Origin of the sequence: Shewanella sp. MBTL60-007 (genome assembly GCF_019654915.1) — a bacterium.
GTDB lineage: Bacteria > Pseudomonadota > Gammaproteobacteria > Enterobacterales > Shewanellaceae > Shewanella.
Map to the genome: position 1 here is coordinate 25,611 of NZ_BPET01000004.1, position 16,931 is coordinate 42,541.

The 16,931-nt window shown below is 47.5% G+C and carries 13 protein-coding genes and 1 riboswitch; of the genes, 11 read left to right on the forward strand and 2 right to left on the reverse strand.

Going from position 1 to position 16,931, the window contains the following annotated elements; genetic code table 11:
• Positions 1-25 precede the first annotated feature (25 nt).
• Positions 26-3,781, reverse strand: a complete 3,756-nt coding sequence (gene metH, locus K5Q92_RS02020; RefSeq protein WP_220767393.1) for a methionine synthase — start codon at positions 3,779-3,781, stop codon at positions 26-28.
• A gap of 267 nt (positions 3,782-4,048) precedes the next feature.
• Here metH and K5Q92_RS02025 point away from each other — a divergent pair, with 267 nt between their 5' ends.
• The 11 genes from K5Q92_RS02025 (at position 4,049) to K5Q92_RS02075 (ending at position 15,680) form a co-directional block, all read left to right on the forward strand.
• Entirely contained in the window at positions 4,049-4,669 is a 621-nt protein-coding gene (locus K5Q92_RS02025; RefSeq protein WP_374758428.1) for a histidine phosphatase family protein, read from the forward strand.
• A gap of 810 nt (positions 4,670-5,479) precedes the next feature.
• Positions 5,480-5,633: riboswitch (cobalamin riboswitch) on the forward strand.
• Positions 5,634-5,760: 127 nt separating this feature from the next.
• On the forward strand, positions 5,761-6,651 hold the full coding sequence (locus K5Q92_RS02030; RefSeq protein WP_259649462.1) for an ABC transporter ATP-binding protein: 891 nt from the start codon (positions 5,761-5,763) through the stop codon (positions 6,649-6,651).
• Positions 6,644-7,699, forward strand: coding sequence for an iron ABC transporter permease (locus K5Q92_RS02035; RefSeq protein ID WP_259649463.1), 1,056 nt, complete (start codon positions 6,644-6,646; stop codon positions 7,697-7,699). Before K5Q92_RS02030 ends, K5Q92_RS02035 begins: the two co-directional genes overlap by 8 nt.
• An 83-nt stretch (positions 7,700-7,782) precedes the next feature.
• A complete protein-coding gene (gene cobT / locus K5Q92_RS02040; RefSeq protein WP_220767394.1) occupies positions 7,783-8,811 on the forward strand; it encodes a nicotinate-nucleotide--dimethylbenzimidazole phosphoribosyltransferase in 1,029 nt (342 codons plus the stop codon).
• A 137-nt stretch (positions 8,812-8,948) separates the two neighbouring features.
• Complete coding sequence (locus tag K5Q92_RS02045) at positions 8,949-9,728, forward strand: adenosylcobinamide-GDP ribazoletransferase (RefSeq protein ID WP_220767395.1); 780 nt, start codon at positions 8,949-8,951, stop codon at positions 9,726-9,728.
• Positions 9,725-10,285 (forward strand): bifunctional adenosylcobinamide kinase/adenosylcobinamide-phosphate guanylyltransferase, encoded by a 561-nt coding sequence (cobU, locus tag K5Q92_RS02050; protein WP_220767396.1) that lies wholly within the window; start codon positions 9,725-9,727, stop codon positions 10,283-10,285. Before K5Q92_RS02045 ends, cobU begins: the two co-directional genes overlap by 4 nt.
• A gap of 42 nt (positions 10,286-10,327) precedes the next feature.
• On the forward strand, positions 10,328-11,878 hold the full coding sequence (locus K5Q92_RS02055; protein WP_220767475.1) for a cobyric acid synthase: 1,551 nt from the start codon (positions 10,328-10,330) through the stop codon (positions 11,876-11,878).
• Between the two features lie 329 nt (positions 11,879-12,207).
• Entirely contained in the window at positions 12,208-12,882 is a 675-nt protein-coding gene (gene cobO, locus K5Q92_RS02060) for a cob(I)yrinic acid a,c-diamide adenosyltransferase (RefSeq protein WP_220767397.1), read from the forward strand.
• A 251-nt stretch (positions 12,883-13,133) separates the two neighbouring features.
• Entirely contained in the window at positions 13,134-13,967 is an 834-nt protein-coding gene (locus K5Q92_RS02065) for a cobalamin-binding protein (RefSeq protein ID WP_220767398.1), read from the forward strand.
• A 432-nt stretch (positions 13,968-14,399) separates the two neighbouring features.
• Positions 14,400-14,957, forward strand: a complete 558-nt coding sequence (locus K5Q92_RS02070; RefSeq protein ID WP_220767399.1) for an HdeD family acid-resistance protein — start codon at positions 14,400-14,402, stop codon at positions 14,955-14,957.
• A gap of 339 nt (positions 14,958-15,296) precedes the next feature.
• On the forward strand, positions 15,297-15,680 hold the full coding sequence (locus tag K5Q92_RS02075; protein ID WP_220767400.1) for an MAPEG family protein: 384 nt from the start codon (positions 15,297-15,299) through the stop codon (positions 15,678-15,680).
• 809 nt (positions 15,681-16,489) lie between these two features.
• Here the strand turns inward: K5Q92_RS02075 and K5Q92_RS02080 are convergent.
• Positions 16,490-16,870, reverse strand: a complete 381-nt coding sequence (locus tag K5Q92_RS02080) for a cytochrome c3 family protein (protein WP_220767401.1) — start codon at positions 16,868-16,870, stop codon at positions 16,490-16,492.
• Positions 16,871-16,931: the final 61 nt, after the last annotated feature.

Below are 16,931 nucleotides of genomic sequence, written 5' to 3' on the forward strand. Positions count from 1 at the left end.
AGTTTGCCCTCCCGCTCAAGGCTGTTTACTCAGGGTCATAGTCCAAAATTGGGGCTAACCAGCGCTCAGTTTCCTCTATGCTCATGCCTTTGCGCGCGGCATAATCTTCTACCTGATCCCGTCCAATATTGGTCACGCCAAAGTAGCGAGATTTAGGGTGCGCAAAGTACCAACCCGATACAGCAGCTGTAGGGAACATGGCATAACTTTCTGTAATGTTAAGGCCTATGGTTTCATCTGGCTTTAACAGGTCCCAAAGCAAGCCTTTTTCGGTATGATCTGGGCATGCTGGGTAGCCAGGAGCTGGGCGAATACCTTTGTACTTTTCACGAATAAGCGCTTCGTTATCGAGGGCCTCATCGGCAGCGTAACCCCAAAACTCTTTCCGAACTCGCTCATGCATACGTTCGGCAAAGGCTTCGGCTAAACGATCGGCCAAACACTTGAGCATAATCGCGCTGTAGTCATCATGATCAGCTTCAAAACGAGCAATATGCTCGTCAATGCCATGGCCTGCGGTGACCGCGAAACCACCCATGTAGTCAGCAACGCCGCTATCTTTAGGCGCGACAAAATCCGCAAGACAGAAGTTGTCGTTACCGACCCGTTCTATCTGCATCCGCAGATGATGGGTTGTGAGTTCAAGCTCGCTGCGGCTTTCATCTGTGTATAGCTCAATATCGTCATGGTTGACGGTATTGGCTGGGAATAAACCTATGACGGCTTTGGCGGTTAACCATTTCTCACTGATGATTTTATCCAGCATAATCTTAGCGTCGCTATATAGCTTACGCGCCTCAACGCCGACGACTTCATCTTCTAAAATACGTGGGAAATGGCCATGCAGTTCCCAACTTCTAAAGAAAGGCGTCCAGTCGATACGTTCCAGCAGATCTTCTAATGGGTAGTCATCAAAAACTTGGCGCCCAAGTTGATTTGGCACAAATGGCGTGTAGTTTTGCCAGTCGTGCTGACAACGGTTTTCACGGGCAGCTTCAATGGTGGTGATCTCTTTGCGTTTGGCCTGAGAGTTACGCTTTTCGCGCATCAGTTGGTATTCGGCGTAGGCTTCATTGATGGTCGCTTGGCGCGTTTCATCGTTGATGAGTTTCGACACCATAGGCACGGCGCGGGAGGCATCGGCAATGTAGATGGCACCCTCAGGTGAGTGAGGCGCAATTTTCACTGCGGTATGAATTTTAGAGCAGGTGGCACCGCCAATAATCGATGGAATGGTTAAGCCTGCCTTATGGAAGCTCTTAACGTTATGGACCATTTCATCAAGGCTTGGAGTAATCAGACCTGACATGCCGATAATGTCGACATTTTCAGCTTTGGCGACTTCGATGATTTTCTCGACTGGCACCATCACGCCTAAGTCGATGACTTCATAGCCGTTACAGGCTAGTACTACGCCAACAATATTCTTGCCGATATCGTGCACGTCGCCTTTCACCGTGACCATTAAGATCTTACCGTTTGATTGCCCTTCAACCTTTTCAAGCTCAATAAACGGGTTTAAATAAGCCACGGCTTTCTTCATTACCCTTGCAGACTTAACTACCTGTGGCAGGAACATCTTGCCTGAGCCGAAAAGGTCTCCCACGATATTCATGCCATCCATCAAGGGCCCCTCAATTACATCGAGTGGGCGGTTTGCCTGCAAACGCGCTTCTTCGGTGTCGGCATCGATAAAGTCGGTGATCCCTTTCACCAGTGCATGGGCTAAGCGCTCATTCACCGGTTTTGTGCGCCACTCTAAATCTTCTTTTTTGGCTGCTTGGCTGCCGTCACCACGGAATTTTTCAGCCACTTCGAGTAGCAGTTCGGTGTTATTCGTGTCGGCAACCGTGCAAGGCAAGTTTTGTACAATGGCTTCAACGTGCTCTTTAAGCTCCGGGTCGATATCGTCATAGATTGCCAGTTGGCCAGCGTTAACAATCCCCATGTCCATCCCCGCTTGAATCGCGTGATACAGGAATACTGCATGGATAGCCTCGCGTACTGGATTGTTACCGCGGAAGGAGAACGACACGTTGGACACTCCGCCCGAAATCATTGCATGGGGTAGGGTGCGCTTTATCTCGCGGGTGGCTTCGATGAAGTCGACCGCATAGTTGTCATGTTCATCGATACCTGTGGCAATGGCAAAGATATTGGGATCGAAGATAATATCTTCCGGTGGGAAGCCGACCTTGTCGACCAGTACGTTATAAGCACGAGTACAGATCTCGACTTTGCGCGCTTTAGTATCGGCTTGGCCGATTTCATCGAATGCCATAATAATTGCGGCTGCACCATAGCGCTTAACTAGTTTAGCCTGTTCGATAAACTTCTCTTCTCCCTCTTTGAGCGAGATAGAGTTGACGATGCCTTTACCTTGAATGCACTTAAGACCTGCTTCAATCACCTCCCACTTAGAAGAGTCGATCATGATAGGTACCCGTGAAATATCTGGCTCAGAGGCGATAAGGTTGAGGAATTTTTGCATGACCTCAACGCCATCGAGCATGCCTTCATCCATATTGATATCGATGATCTGTGCGCCGTTCTCTACTTGGTCGCGAGCAACCGAAAGCGCTTCTTCATATTCACCAGTCTTGATAAGGCGTAGAAACTTAGCCGACCCGGTAACGTTGGTTCGCTCACCCACGTTTAAAAAGAGTGAGTTCTCATCTATGGTGAGTGGCTCTAGGCCTGACAGGCGGCAGGCAATGGTAATATCTGGGAGTTTACGGGCATCATGGTCAATTACCGCTTCACGAATAACGCGGATATGCTCTGGCGTAGTGCCGCAGCAGCCGCCGATGATGTTTAATAGGCCTTCCTTTGCCCACTCTTCGATGACTTCGGCCATTTGTTCAGGCGTTTCATCGTAACCACCAAATTCATTTGGTAAGCCCGCATTGGGGTGCGCGGATACGAAGCACTCAGAAATTTTAGATAATTCTTCTACATAAGGACGAAGTTCAGTTGGACCTAGGGCGCAGTTAAGGCCAATTGATAGCGGCTTAACGTGGCGCAGCGAGTTGTAGAAAGCTTCGGTAGTTTGTCCGGTAAGGGTGCGCCCAGAGGCATCGGTGATGGTGCCGGAGATCATAATTGGCAGGCGGAAGCCTTGCTCATCGAAGACGGTTTCGATGGCAAACAGTGCAGCTTTGGCGTTAAGGGTATCGAAAATGGTTTCCACCATGATGATGTCACTGCCGCCAGCAATCAGGGCATTGATAGACTCTATATAGGCTTCAACCAGTTCATCGAAACTGACGTTGCGATAGCCTGGATCGTTTACATCAGGGCTGATTGAGCAGGTACGGTTGGTTGGGCCGAGCACACCAGCAACATAACATTGGCGACCAGTTTCAGCTTCGACTTCATTGGCAGCCTCACGAGCGAGGCGTGCACCAACGAGGTTAATCTCGGCCGAATGCGCCTGCATGTCATAATCGGCCATGGCGATCTGCGTGGCATTAAAAGTGTTGGTTTCAATAATATCGCTGCCAGCAAGCAGGTACTCTTTATGGATCTGCTTGATGGCCTCAGGCTGGGTGAGTACCAACATGTCATTGTTGCCTTTAACATCACAATGCCAGTCTTTGAACTGTTTGCCGCGAAAGTCGGCTTCTTCAAATTTGCGATCTTGGATCATGGTACCCATTGCACCATCGAGGATAAGGATCCCATCATGGAGTTTTTGGGTAAGCAGTGCTAAAACCTTGTCGGCCGTGTCTTGAGTATGTGCTACTGTGCTCAAGGCATGTGTTGGGGTACAGGTTGCCATAGATAATTCCTACCAATTCGCAAATAAAGTATTTTGCTGTTTATTTTTTCGTCAATGTTCTTATGAATATTCTTATGTAATGTCTGTCCGGTTTTTAAGGCGACTAATGTTAAGCTGCCGAATATTTTGTTTGGACATTTATACGTATAGACGTCCATAATACGTGAGGCGTAACAAAAAGTGCAAGTGCTAAAGCATGATACTTTTTCAGCATTAAAAGCCAATGAATTTAACTAAGTTGCTGATAAATAATGAAGGTAGGCGGGGATGATGCAAACCACTAAGGTTATTTTACTTAGGCATGGCGAATGTCAAGGTGGCAATATTTTGCGCGGACAGATCGATGTTGCGCTGACAGAACAGGGCGAACAGCAGATGCAAACTGCGCTTTCAACTTTGTTTTTAGACGGTTTTTCGTCCGACGTACTGGTTAGTTCGCCACTTATTCGCTGCGCTAAGGTCGCTCAACAGCTTGCCGAGGAGTATGGGTTAGAATTTGCGCTTGAAGACAGGTTTAAAGAGCTGAACTTCGGCGATTGGGACGGGCAAACATTCGATACCCTATACCAGCATTATGCTCAGGAGCTTGATAGTTACTGGGCCAATCCTTGGAAAATACCGCCACCCAATGGAGAGTCGATGCAAGCGTTCGAGTCCCGCATCGGCGCCGCTTGGCAGGCAATGCTTGAAGCGCATCAGGGGCAGTGTGTGTTATTGGTGACCCATGGTGGCGTGATCCGCCACTTGATGGCAAAAGCGCTAGGGGTCAGCCAAGCTAGCGGCTTTTATACTTCGCTTAAACTGCCCTATGCCGCCACGGTGGAGATAGATGTTTTACACGATGGCGATAAGCAGTATATGAGCTTAAATTGGGGGAAAAGGACCTAGGAAAGGCAAAGAAAGGTTCTAGGTTCTAGGTTCTAGGAAGAGCAAAGACGGTAGAAGCTAAGACGATACAAGCAAAGACGATATAAGCAAAGACGGCATAAGCTAAGACGATACAAGCAAAGACGATATAAGCAAAGACGGCATAAGCAAAGACGATAGAAGCAAAGACGGTTAAAGCGAAAGACGGTTAAAGCGAAAGACGGTTAAAGCGAAAGACGGAAAAGCGGTGTTTGTTGTAGGTCGGGCTTTAGCCCGTCATGCTTGTGATTTTCCTAGCAGGGCGAAGCCCGCCCTCGCAGCGAAGCGTCCTAGAATCTAGGTCCTTCTTTAAAGCAAAGACGGAAAAGCGGTGTTTGTTGTAGGTCGGGCTTTAGCCCGTCATGCTTTTGATTTTCCTAGAAGGGCGTAGCCCGTCCTCGAAGCGAAGTGCCCTAGAGCCTAGCGCCTTATTTTAAGGCTAAGACGGTCAAGCGGTTTTAATCTTACTTTGTAGGTCGGGCTTTAGCCCGTCATGCTTTTGCTTTTCCTAGCAGGGCGTAGCCCGTCCTCGAAGCGAAGCGCCCTAGAGTCTAGGTCCTTCTTTAAAGCAAAGACGGAAAAGCGGTGTTTGTTGTAGGTCGGGCTTTAGCCCGTCATGCTTTTGATTTTCCTAGTAAGGCGTAGCCCGTCCTCGAAGCGAAGCGCCCTAGAGCCTAGCGCCTTCTTCCAAGCAAGGCGATTTGCTAGATAAGAAAAAAGCTCAGCACGCAAATGCTCGAAGGCGTGTTAAACTGCCGCGTTATCTTGTTGACGCTCATAGCGTTAATATTTGTGAAAAAATGAAAGTTAGGTGCTTAACGGCATAAAGGGAACCGGAGGTTGACTGCAAGCAGTGGCTTAGTCCGGACTGTACCCGCAACTGTAGGGAAGATAGCCTGTAAGCTATTGTCCAAGTCAGATACCTGCCTAACTTAATATTGTTCGATACATCTTCATTAGTATGTATTGATGGCCAAAAGTGTATTTATATACGCATTGACTCGAGCGGGCGACTCGGGGGAGACAATAAATGAAACTAGATACCGAGCTAAGAAGCTGGGCGAATGCTTGTTATGACTAAACCGACAGACATAAACAAGCCTCGTTCCCAAGCCGACTCTGATGCCAAAATCGTGCTGTCGGTACAAGACTTAAGCTGGCAGTTAGCTGGTAAAGCGATTTTATCGGCCATTGAATTTAGCTTAGCTGAAGGAAAGATGCTGGGCATAATCGGTCCTAATGGTGCGGGTAAGTCTAGCTTGCTACGTTGTCTATACCGCTTTATTAAGCCAACAACAGGCTGTATTCATCTCTTTGGCGATGACATTAACACCTTGTCGGCCAAGGCGTTCGCGCAGCAAATAGCCGTCGTGCTGCAAGACACTCCTCATCATTTTGAGATGACCACGGCTCAGCTTGTGGCGCTAGGCTTAACCCCCCATAAAGGTGCGTTTGACTTTACCAGTCGTGGTGACCGAGAAGTGATCGCTCAAGCTCTTGAAAAGGTAGGTCTGCAAGACAAAGCCAATCAAGCCTATGAGAGCCTATCGGGTGGAGAGAAGCAGCGCGCCTTGATTGCTCGGGCCATCGTTCAGCGTCCCAAGCTGCTTATTCTCGATGAGCCCACTAATCACTTAGATATTCGCTATCAGATCCAAACCTTGGAGCTGCTTCGTAGCCTCAATATTACCGTTATTACCTCAATTCACGATCTTAATCTCGCCAGCGCCCTGTGCGATGAGTTATTGCTATTAAATGATGGTTGTTGTGTCGCAAAAGGATCACCAAAAGCGGTACTCACAGAGCAGCGGATCGCCGAAGTGTTTGATGTCTGCTGTGAAATAAGGCCTCATCCGCAGCATGGTAACCCGCTGATCAGCTACTTTTACGGCTATGGGCATTCTGGGCATCACATTCGTGATGGTTCAACCCGGTTCGATATCGTTGGAGGCCAAGATGACTAATCCCACTATTGGCCAAGTTGGTACGTTAAAGCTGGAGCGGCGACCGATTGAATACCTGCTGTTTACATTACTCCTATTTTTAACTCTGCTCACGCCGTTTGCTGCTACAAGTTTTGGAGCGGCCACCATTAGTGCCATCGATGTGTTCAATGTGCTCAATCATAAGCTATTGGGGATTGGCGAATCACTGGGGGTGAGGGAGCGAATTATTTGGGAGCTACGTTTACCACGAGTGTTATTGGCTTTTATCGCCGGAGCTGGGCTGTCGATAGCCGGTAGCGTGCTGCAGACCGTGACCCGCAACCCGTTGGCCGACCCCTATCTTTTTGGGATCTCATCTGGCGCTTCTTTTGGTGCCGTTGTGGCGTTAACCCTCTTTAGCCAAAGTATGCTCTGGCTCAGTTTGCCAGTTGGTGCCTTTATTGGTGCTAGTCTTTCTGTGGTCATGGTGCTGAGTCTATGTGGCCGCAACTTGAGTACTCAGGTTGAACGTATGCTGCTTTCAGGGGTGGCGATCTCGTTTATGTTTGGCGCAATGGCGAGCCTGATGCTGTATTTCTCCAGCCCACAAGCGGCGGCCTCTGTGCTGTTTTGGACCTTAGGCAGTTTCGCCAAAGCTAGCTGGCAAGGTTTGTGGTTGCCCGCTGCAGTGGTGCTGGTTGCAACTTTGATTATTTTACTGAATAAGCGTCAGATTGTGGCGATGCGAGCCGGTGATGAAACGGCCCATACCTTAGGCATTAATGTGGGCTACCTGCGGCTTAGCATGTTGCTATTGTGTTCGCTAATCACTGCGATTCTGGTGGCCAACTGTGGCGGTATTGGCTTTATCGGCCTGATGGTGCCCCATACGGTGCGTTTACTGTTTCCGGGGCGATATCCACTGTTATTAACGGCATTGCTGGGCGGACTGTTTATGGTCTGGGTCGATGTGTTAGCCCGAACAGTGCTCAGTTACCAAGAGTTGCCTGTGGGGATTATTACCTCTGTGATGGGCAGTATTTTCTTTTTATTTATTCTAGGCAGTCGCAGCGCGAAGCGGCTCTAGCAAACCATGATATTAGTCGTTGTGGTTAGTTGTGATAGTTGTGCGCGTAATTAATCCTTATTGAGCGGTTAGGGGAACTAAAGATGTTTGATATTAAACCTGTAAGCACTGAATTTGATGATGTCATCCAGCAAAAAATAGACACTAAAACCAAGCCGTTAGGAGCGCTGGGCGACCTAGAGACCGTAGCGCTGCAAATTGCTCGGGTACTGGGTAAAGACAAACCACAAATTGCCAATCCAAAGATGATGGTATTTGCCGCTGACCATGGTATTGCAGATTCAGGCGTCTCCATAGCGCCGAGTGAAGTCACCACGCAGATGGTGTACAACTTTATGAATGGCGGCGCGGCGATTAACGTATTTACCCGTCAGGTTGGTTTCGACTTAGAAGTGATTGATTGTGGCATCTTAAAGCCAATTGAAAATTTACCCGGTGTAATTAATCAGCGTTTAGGTTCTGGAACGGGTCCCATTCACAAACGCGCTGCTATGACGCTGGGTGCGGTGAAGCAGGGCTTTAAGATGGCTACCGAGAGAGTCGAATTACACCATCAAAATGGTTGCAACTTGATTGCGCTAGGCGAGATGGGAATAGGCAACACCTCGTCTGCCGCCGCTATCATGGCAGCGCTAACAGGCATAAAAGTGGAGGATTGTGTCGGTCGAGGCACTGGTATCGATGCGGCGACTTTTAAGCGCAAGAAGATGCTCGTTGAGCAAGCGCTGCTTGTGCATCATAGTGAACTTGATGATCCAATGCAGGTTTTGGCTTGTCTCGGCGGTTTCGAGATCGTACAGATGACAGGTGCCATGCTTGCCGCTGCCGAGCGCAATATGCTCATCATTGTTGATGGTTTTATTGCCAGCGCAGCAGCCTTAGCCGCGGTGAAGATTAACCCTAATGTGCGTGATTATATGATTTTCGCTCATCAGTCTGATGAGAAGGGCCACTTTTTTATGCTGGAGTTTTTGCAGGCTAAGCCACTCTTAAAGCTTGGCATGAAACTCGGCGAAGGCACGGGCGCAGCGCTCGCACTACCGCTCATTCAGGCGGCGGCAAATTTCTATAATGAGATGGCCAGCTTTCAAGATGTAGGGATAGAGATTTAACTTTGATAAAGAAGGGCCTAGGCCCTAGGAAAAGAAAAGGCAGGTACTAGGGCATTACGGCTAGAATTTTGTAGAACCTAGAACCTAGAACCTAGAACCTAGAACCTAGAACCTAGAACCTTAAATCGGAGATTTACATGCAGGCATGGCATAAGCAGCTCAATTTATTCTTTATTGCGATGGGGTTCTTTACTCGAATTCCGATGCCTAAATGGGTTGAGGTGGATGCAGATAAACTTAATAAGGCTAGCCGTTATTTCGGCTTGGTGGGCTTGCTGGTGGGCGTTATTAGTGCGGCGGTTTATACCCTGATGCTGCACTGGGTATCGCCTTCTATTGCCATAGTGCTGGCCATGATAACCAGCGTGTTAGTCACTGGTGGTTTTCATGAAGATGGTCTTGCCGACACCGCAGATGGCTTAGGGGGAGGCTGGACGGTGGAGGCTAAGCTTAACATCATGAAGGACTCGCGGCTTGGCAGCTACGGAGCACTGGCGTTGGTGTTAGCCTTGCTGCTTAAGTGGCAACTGCTAACCGAGATAGCACTATTTGACCCAAGCAGTGTGAGCTTAGCGCTGATTGTTGGCCACTGCTTAAGTCGGGTCGTTGCCGCGAGTTTTATCTTCTCTGAGCCATATGTGAGTGACTCAAGTACCAGCAAGAGTAAGCCCCTTGCCCAAGAGCAGGGGGTAAACGAGTTATCTATTTTATTAGTTTTAGGTGTATTACCACTGCAGTTAGTCGGTTTTGTGCCTGCGTTAGTGTTGATCACGGGTCTTATTATCGTACGGTACGGCTTTATTAGATTGTTTCGAAGTCAAATCGGTGGTTATACAGGTGACACATTAGGGGCCGCCCAGCAAGGCAGTGAGCTGAGCTGTTATCTACTTTTGCTTATTTTAGGAGTCAGTTGGTGATCCATCTTGTATTAGGCGGTGCCCGTAGCGGCAAGAGTCGTTTCGCCGAGGCGCAAGTGAAACTGCTTTTAGCTGAGACGCAAAACGGTGTTGATAGCGAGTGCTTCTACTTCGCCACAGCCCAGGCGTTAGACGCTGAAATGGGCGAGCGTATTTGCCGCCATCAAACTCAGCGTGGGTCAGATACTATTGTTTGGCGCACTATCGAATGCCCCCTAGAGTTAACCGTTGCCCTAAAGGCACATGCTACTGAAAGCAGCATCATCTTAGTGGACTGCTTAACCCTGTGGTTGACGAACCATCTGTTGCAAAAAGAGCCGCTCTTACAAAAAGAAGATAGTTGGCAACAGGTTAAGGCCGATTTTTTACAACTCTTAAGCGAATTGCCGGGGACTGTGGTACTGGTGAGTAATGAGGTTGGCTGCGGCATAGTGCCAATGGGTGAGATAAATCGTCGCTTCGTCGATGAAGCGGGTTGGCTACATCAAGATATTGCGGCTATCGCAGACAGAGTCACCTTGGTGACCGCAGGTTTGCCCCTGTGTCTAAAAGGTTAGGAGAGCCAATTAGTGGCAAGGTTAAGTAATAGCAAAGTTTTGATGGTGCAGGGCACTACATCGGATGCGGGTAAAAGTACCCTGGTGGCAGGGCTGTGTCGCTTGTTCGTCAGGCAAGGCGTTAAAGTCGCACCGTTTAAGCCACAAAATATGGCACTAAATAGCGCTGTCACCATAGATGGCGGCGAGATTGGCCGCGCGCAAGCTTTACAAGCTGTGGCCTGCCATCTTGAGCCTCAAATCGACTTTAATCCAATTCTTCTTAAGCCGAGCTCTGACACTGGCTCACAAGTGATAGTGCATGGTAGAGCATTGATGAAAATGGAGGCTGAAGATTACTTTGGCAAAAATGCCGAGGGCTACCGCGTTAAAGCGATGGCGGCGGTGCTTGAGTCTTATCAGCGCTTAACAAGCGATTACGACATGTTGCTGGTGGAAGGGGCGGGCAGCCCAGCCGAGATCAATCTGCGCGAAGGTGATATTGCCAATATGGGCTTCGCCGAAGAGGTGGATTGCCCTGTCATCATCATCGCCGATATCGACAAGGGGGGCGTATTTGCCCATCTGGTCGGAACCTTGGCTCTTTTGAGTGAGTCGGAGCGAGCACGAGTAAAAGGTTTTGTGATTAACCGTTTTCGTGGCGATATTAGCCTATTGCAAGATGGGCTGGATTGGCTAGAAAACTACACTAATAAACCGGTGCTAGGCGTGCTGCCCTATCTGCATGACCTGCATTTAGATGCCGAAGATGCCTTAATTGCCGCGCCAGAAAAATCGACTGATACTAAGCTGAAAGTCTTAGTGTTGCTGCTACCGCGGATCAGTAACCATACTGATTTTGACCCGCTAAGATTACACCCGCAAATCGATTTTAATTATGTGTCGCTGCAAACTATTACCAAAACTCAGGCGCAAAAGGCGATTGATGAGCCATATCCACTTCCTGCTGCGGATTTAATCATTATTCCGGGTAGTAAGAATGTGCGTGCCGACCTTGAGTTTATTCGCCAGCAGGGGTGGGATAGCGCCATTGATAAGCATTTACGCTACGGCGGCAAACTGATGGGGATCTGCGGAGGCTATCAAATGCTCGGTCAGTTAATCGATGATCCACACGGGATAGAAGACAGTCCAGGTAATAGCGATGCTTTAGGCTTATTGCCGCTGGTTACCGAGCTAACGGATAACAAGATATTGCAACAGGTTGAGGGGCATTTGAATTTGCTAGGTGAAAGGGTGCCGGTTGAAGGTTATGAGATCCACTGTGGCCGTTCACGCTCACTGTTGCCATTAACTCAGCCGTTATCATTAAGCGTCAAGCTAGAAGCTGGCGTAGATGAGTTAGGCGCTGAAATCCAAGAGCCAGAATTAGAGGGCATGCTATCTAGTGATGGCAATATCTTAGGGACTTATGTTCATGGCTTATTTGACTCGCCACAGGCATGTCAGTTGATTTTGCAATGGGCGGGAATGAAAGATGCTGCAGTGGTTGATGTTAATCAAGTACGCGAGCAGCAACTGGATCGATTGGCAGATGTATTAGAGCTGCATTTAGATCTCGATCGATTCGATCAGATCTGGGATCGACATTAACTTATCAACCTTAGCCTGTACTAAAAACAAAAAATGTATTTATAAGGCTTAAAGCTGATAAAAATGCTAAAGGTGTAAAAAAACGTCTTTTTGTTTGAAAGTTAAACGTTAGTTGTGCGCTAACTAAACGATTAAAATATGATGTGCGGGCTTCATATTTTATATTGCTCAAACCCTCGCCAATGCTGAGTTTGTTGTGGGTTTTTAAACTAAATTGATAAAGACAGTTTTAGCCGGGAGAGACAAAATTTTAGCCGGTAAATTTTGGGGTGTTTTTTAGTTTGTTTGCAAATTAGATTAGTGTTTAAGAGATAAAATAGGGAAGTAATATGACGGATAAGAACTCGAACAAGGCTGATCAAGTTGCAGCTGCTCAACCAGCTACTCAATCGGAAAAAGCGAGATCAGAAGCTGCAAAAGCAGAGCGTCATAAAGCGCGCCAACAGCGGATAAAAGAGGGCGTAGACGCCAAGATCGCTCGAGCACAAGAAGAGAAAGGGATCCTTTTAGTGTTAACCGGTAACGGTAAAGGCAAGTCTACCTCAGGTTTTGGCACTGTGGTTCGCGCCGTTGGTCATGGCAAAAAAGCTGCGGTGGTGCAATTCATCAAAGGTAACTGGGACTGTGGTGAGCGCACATTACTTGAAGGTGCTGGTGTTGAATTTCATGTTATGGGCACTGGCTTTACTTGGGAAACCCAAGACCGTGAAAAAGACACCGCCGCAGCGCTGCAAGCTTGGGAGGCCGCTGAGAAGTTACTGAAAGATGAAACGATCGATTTAGTCATGCTCGATGAGCTGACCTATATGGTGAGCTATCACTATCTAGAGGTTGAGAGAGTGATTGCAGCGCTAAAGAACCGACCACCAATGCAGCATGTAATTGTAACGGGTAGAGCGTGTCATAGAGCTATCATAGAGCTTGCTGATACTGTGAGCGAGGTGCAGCCAGTCAAACACGCATTTGAAGCCGGAATCAAAGCTCAGCCCGGCTTCGACTACTAAATTTCGTCCTGTTTGAAATGATGACGGCATTGTCTTCGTTTTCCTACCCCATCACATACTACTCGTATGCTCAGGGGCTAGGAAAACTTGACGGCTTTGTCCTAATCTCAAACAGTTAGAAATTACTTTCTTCGCTTTCTTTGTTGTGGCGTTATTGTCTTCTTCATCTCAGCTGTTATCGACTTTTCCGTCACAGCTTGAGTCGTCTTAGCTCGTACGATCTTAGATTTAACCGACTTTAGAAGGATTTTATGAACATCTTATGTAAATTGTTATTGGTGTTGGGCCTATTTATATCTGCTTCTACTCCTATTTTTGCTGTTGAAACACCCGCTAAACGCATTGTTGCGCTGTCGCCGCACTCGGTTGAGATGCTGTACGCGATTGGTGCGGGGGAGTCGATTGTGGCTACCACTGACCATGCAGACTTTCCCGAAGCGGCTTTAGCTATTCCACGCATTGGCGGTTATTACGGTATCCAGATAGAGCGAGTGCTGGAGCTAGAGCCTGATTTAGTTGTGGTGTGGGGCAGCGGTAATAAAGCCGAAGATATTGAGCGTATCAAAGAGCTGGGCTTTCGCGTGTTTGATAGTAACCCGCAGACACTTGAGGCGGTAGCCGATGAGCTAGAATCTCTTGGTGAGCTGACGGGGCATCAGGTGCAAGCTGCGAAAGTAGCTGCAGATTACCGTGAGAAGCTGAAACAGTTACGTATCGATAACGCAGCCAAGTCTGAGGTGAGTGTCTTCTATCAGCTGTGGTCGACTCCCTTGATGACGGTTGCAAAAAACAGCTGGATCCAACAGATCATTGCTGTATGTCACGGCGATAATGTATTTGTCGATGCTGCCAGCGATTATCCACAAGTTAGCCTAGAAACAGTGGTCTTGAAACAGCCTGAAGTGATCCTACAGAGCCAAGATGAGGGGAACATAGTCGGTGTAAACTGGAGTAAGTGGGCTGAGATCCCTGCGGTTAAGAATGGCCATATCTACCAGCTCAACGCTGATCTCCTTCACCGCGCTGCACCAAGAGCACTGCTTGGCGTCGAGGAACTGTGCGAAGCGCTAGATAAGTCGCGTTAAAAATTATCTACTCCACAAGCCTGTCCGGCTCTGCTGCAGGCTTGTGGCAGGTACTCAACCTGTCCCGGATAGCCTTATTTTTAGATATGAGTAATATCATTCTTACTCCCGCCATTAAAGTCACGCTATATCGTTATTTGTGACATTGGTCGCATTCGCGTTTGGTGCTGAGTTCTACCATATTGAGCTTGCGTGGTTTATATCACTGGCTTAACTCTGTTTGTCTAGAGTGAAAAACTGCTAATTCCCGGTGAACATTAGGTTAAATCAATAAATATTGACCTACAGCTAGTCATATCTTCATTGATGACCAATACTTGAGCTTGTATTGCTAATTCAAATAGTTGGATCTGTTTTTGATAAACACTCTAAAAATGAATTGAACACTCAGGCTTAGCTGCTAATCAATCAGCTGACTCTTAAGGATATAATATGGAAAACCCAGTAAATACTATGCTTACAAAAGGCTGGAAATGGTTCGTCATAGTGGGTGTAGTGGTTACCCTTGCTGGCTTTCTTGCTATAAGTTTGCCTGTTGCTGTGGGGGTGGCTATTACCGCTATCATTGGAGCGATCTTTTTAGTTATCGGTCTGGTGCAGGTTTACCACACCTTCAGCATTCCTAAATGGAAAGCTAAGTCTTGGTATGTCATTAGTGCACTGTTCTATCTTATTGGTGGCATACTCATTTTAGCCGAACCCTTCGTTAGTTTATTGACCATTACGGCAATGATGATTGTTATTATGCTGTTTAATGGGGTGACTAGGATATTTTTTGGTTTTATGAGCCGAGGTAATCTAGATGGTTGGGTCTGGATTGTGTTCAGTGGGTTAGTATCAACAGCCATTGCGGTTTACTTTTTTACTCTGATGAACAATCCTGAATTTTCACTGTCTCTTTTAGGGATCTTTATTGGTGTTTCTTTTATCTTTGAAGGGATTAGTTTTATCTTCATCGGGGTACAGATGAAAAAGGTTGTGCCTAAATAACCTACGTACCTGTAATCATCACGTATTCGCTTTTAGCTACTTTTCCTAGGGCTCAGGTTCTAGGAAATAGATTCTAGAAAATAGGTTCTAGGAAAAGCAACTCCTCCTACCCAGGAGCTGTTTTCTAGAACCATCTAGTAATCCTTGAACCGCCTAAACAAGTGACGGCATAAATGCCGACCTACAGAAGCAGAACTGCTTTTTCGTCTTAGCTGTTATCGTCTTTACCTTTCCGCTTTTCCTAGAACCTAGAACCTGCTTTTCTTATGCTGTAGTGTTATAAAAACATAACTGTTAAATAAAGCTGATAAATAAAACAATAATAAAGGATTCAAATATATGACCACGCTACTCATCTGTCTATTTATTGCCATGTTGTTGCCCTATGCTGCAAAGGGGCCGGTTGCGGTGGCAATGGCCAAGCTAGGAGGTTATGACAATAACCATCCCCGTGAGCAGCAGGCCAAACTTACAGGCTTTGGCGCTCGGGCCGTTGCGGCGCATCAAAATGCTTTCGAGTCATTGCTGATTTTTGGTTTGTCAGTTCTGGCTGTTATAGCCACAGATAAAGTGAATGGAGTCGCAGAAACGGCTGCAATCGTGCATGTGATTGCAAGAGTAGCGTATCAGTTCTTGTACTTAGTGGATAAAGGTACGCTGCGTTCACTGTCGTGGTTTGTGGCAATATTTGCCTCATTTACCGTGTTTTGGCAGGCGGTTTAAAAGAAGGTCTTAGGGTTAACAGAAGGTCTTAGGTTCTAGGTTCTAGGCTTTAGGTTCTAGGAAGAGCAAAGACGGTAGAAGCAAAGACGGTAGAAGCTAAGACGGTAGAAGCTAAGACGGTTAAAGCAAAGACGGTAGAAGCTAAGACGGTAGAAGCTAAGACGGTAGAAGCTAAGACGGTTAAAGCAAAGACGGTAGAAGCAAAGACGGTAGAAGCAAAGACGGTAGAAGCTAAGACGATGAAAGCAAAGACGGGTAAAGCTGAGATAGGAAAATCCGGAAAAGTATTGGCTGTTGTAGGTCGGGCTTTAGCCCGTCATGCTTGTGATTTTTCTAGCAGGGCGCAGCCCGTCCTCGAAGCGAAGCGCCCTAGAGCCTAGCGCCTTATTTTAAGGCTAAGACGGTAAGAGCCGAACGGTCTGCGACCTAGGGAACGTGACTTAGTCACTACGGAACGCTGCGCTTACGGAAAAGCGGTGTTTGTTGTAGGTCGGGCTTTAGCCCGTCATGCTTGTGATTTTCCTAGCAGGGCGCAGCCCGCTCTCGCCGCGAAGCGCCCTAGAGCCTAGCGCCTTATTTTAAGGCTAAGACGGTAAGAGCCGAACGGTCTGCGACCTAGGGAACGTGACTTCGTCACTACGGAACGCTGCGCTTACGGAAAAGCGGTGTTTGTTGTAGGTCGGGCTTTAGCCCGTCATGCTTTTGCGTTTCCTAGTAGGGCGCAGCCCGTCCGTCTTTGTTTGTTCGGCCTTCAACCGTCTTAGCTTTTTCTTACTCTTTACCTTCTTTGCTTTATTCGGCGCTAGAACCTATCGCTTCATTTCTGGGTATTCAAACTCGTGACACTGATTACAGTAAACTTTGCTCTCTTTGTGCTCCATATGGCAGTAGGTACAAGGTAGGTCAGTGCCGTAGTGTAGGCTGTCATGCGGGTTTGGCTCTACATCGTGACCTGAACCAGCTGGACGCTTAGTGAGTTCGGCTATATCGCTTGGTGTGCCGTGACAGCTTTCGCAGTTGCTCGCTTCAGGAATGGTTTTGCGTTTGGCGTCGCCATGACAAAAACTACAATCAACCTTGCCGTTGTCACCAGTCATGATCTCTTTGTGGTAATCTTTAAGCTTCATTGCGTTGGCTGCCGGAATTGACATCAGCATCACCATACAGATAGCCGTTAGTACTCTTAACATCTTTAATCCTATTCTTTATTTGGGGCGCTTATGCCCACGAATTGTTGAAACAAAATCTATT

Coding starts and splice junctions, on each gene's coding strand:
- K5Q92_RS02070 (WP_220767399.1), top strand. CDS start 14,400: ATGGAAAACCCAGTAAATACTATGCTTACAAAAGGCTGGAAATGGTTC.
- K5Q92_RS02075 (WP_220767400.1), top strand. CDS start 15,297: ATGACCACGCTACTCATCTGTCTATTTATTGCCATGTTGTTGCCCTAT.
- K5Q92_RS02030 (WP_259649462.1), top strand. CDS start 5,761: ATGACTAAACCGACAGACATAAACAAGCCTCGTTCCCAAGCCGACTCT.
- K5Q92_RS02045 (WP_220767395.1), top strand. CDS start 8,949: ATGCAGGCATGGCATAAGCAGCTCAATTTATTCTTTATTGCGATGGGG.
- K5Q92_RS02065 (WP_220767398.1), top strand. CDS start 13,134: ATGAACATCTTATGTAAATTGTTATTGGTGTTGGGCCTATTTATATCT.
- cobO (WP_220767397.1), top strand. CDS start 12,208: ATGACGGATAAGAACTCGAACAAGGCTGATCAAGTTGCAGCTGCTCAA.
- K5Q92_RS02035 (WP_259649463.1), top strand. CDS start 6,644: ATGACTAATCCCACTATTGGCCAAGTTGGTACGTTAAAGCTGGAGCGG.
- cobT (WP_220767394.1), top strand. CDS start 7,783: ATGTTTGATATTAAACCTGTAAGCACTGAATTTGATGATGTCATCCAG.
- K5Q92_RS02025 (WP_374758428.1), top strand. CDS start 4,049: ATGATGCAAACCACTAAGGTTATTTTACTTAGGCATGGCGAATGTCAA.
- K5Q92_RS02080 (WP_220767401.1), bottom strand. CDS start 16,870: ATGTTAAGAGTACTAACGGCTATCTGTATGGTGATGCTGATGTCAATT.
- K5Q92_RS02055 (WP_220767475.1), top strand. CDS start 10,328: ATGGTGCAGGGCACTACATCGGATGCGGGTAAAAGTACCCTGGTGGCA.
- metH (WP_220767393.1), bottom strand. CDS start 3,781: ATGGCAACCTGTACCCCAACACATGCCTTGAGCACAGTAGCACATACT.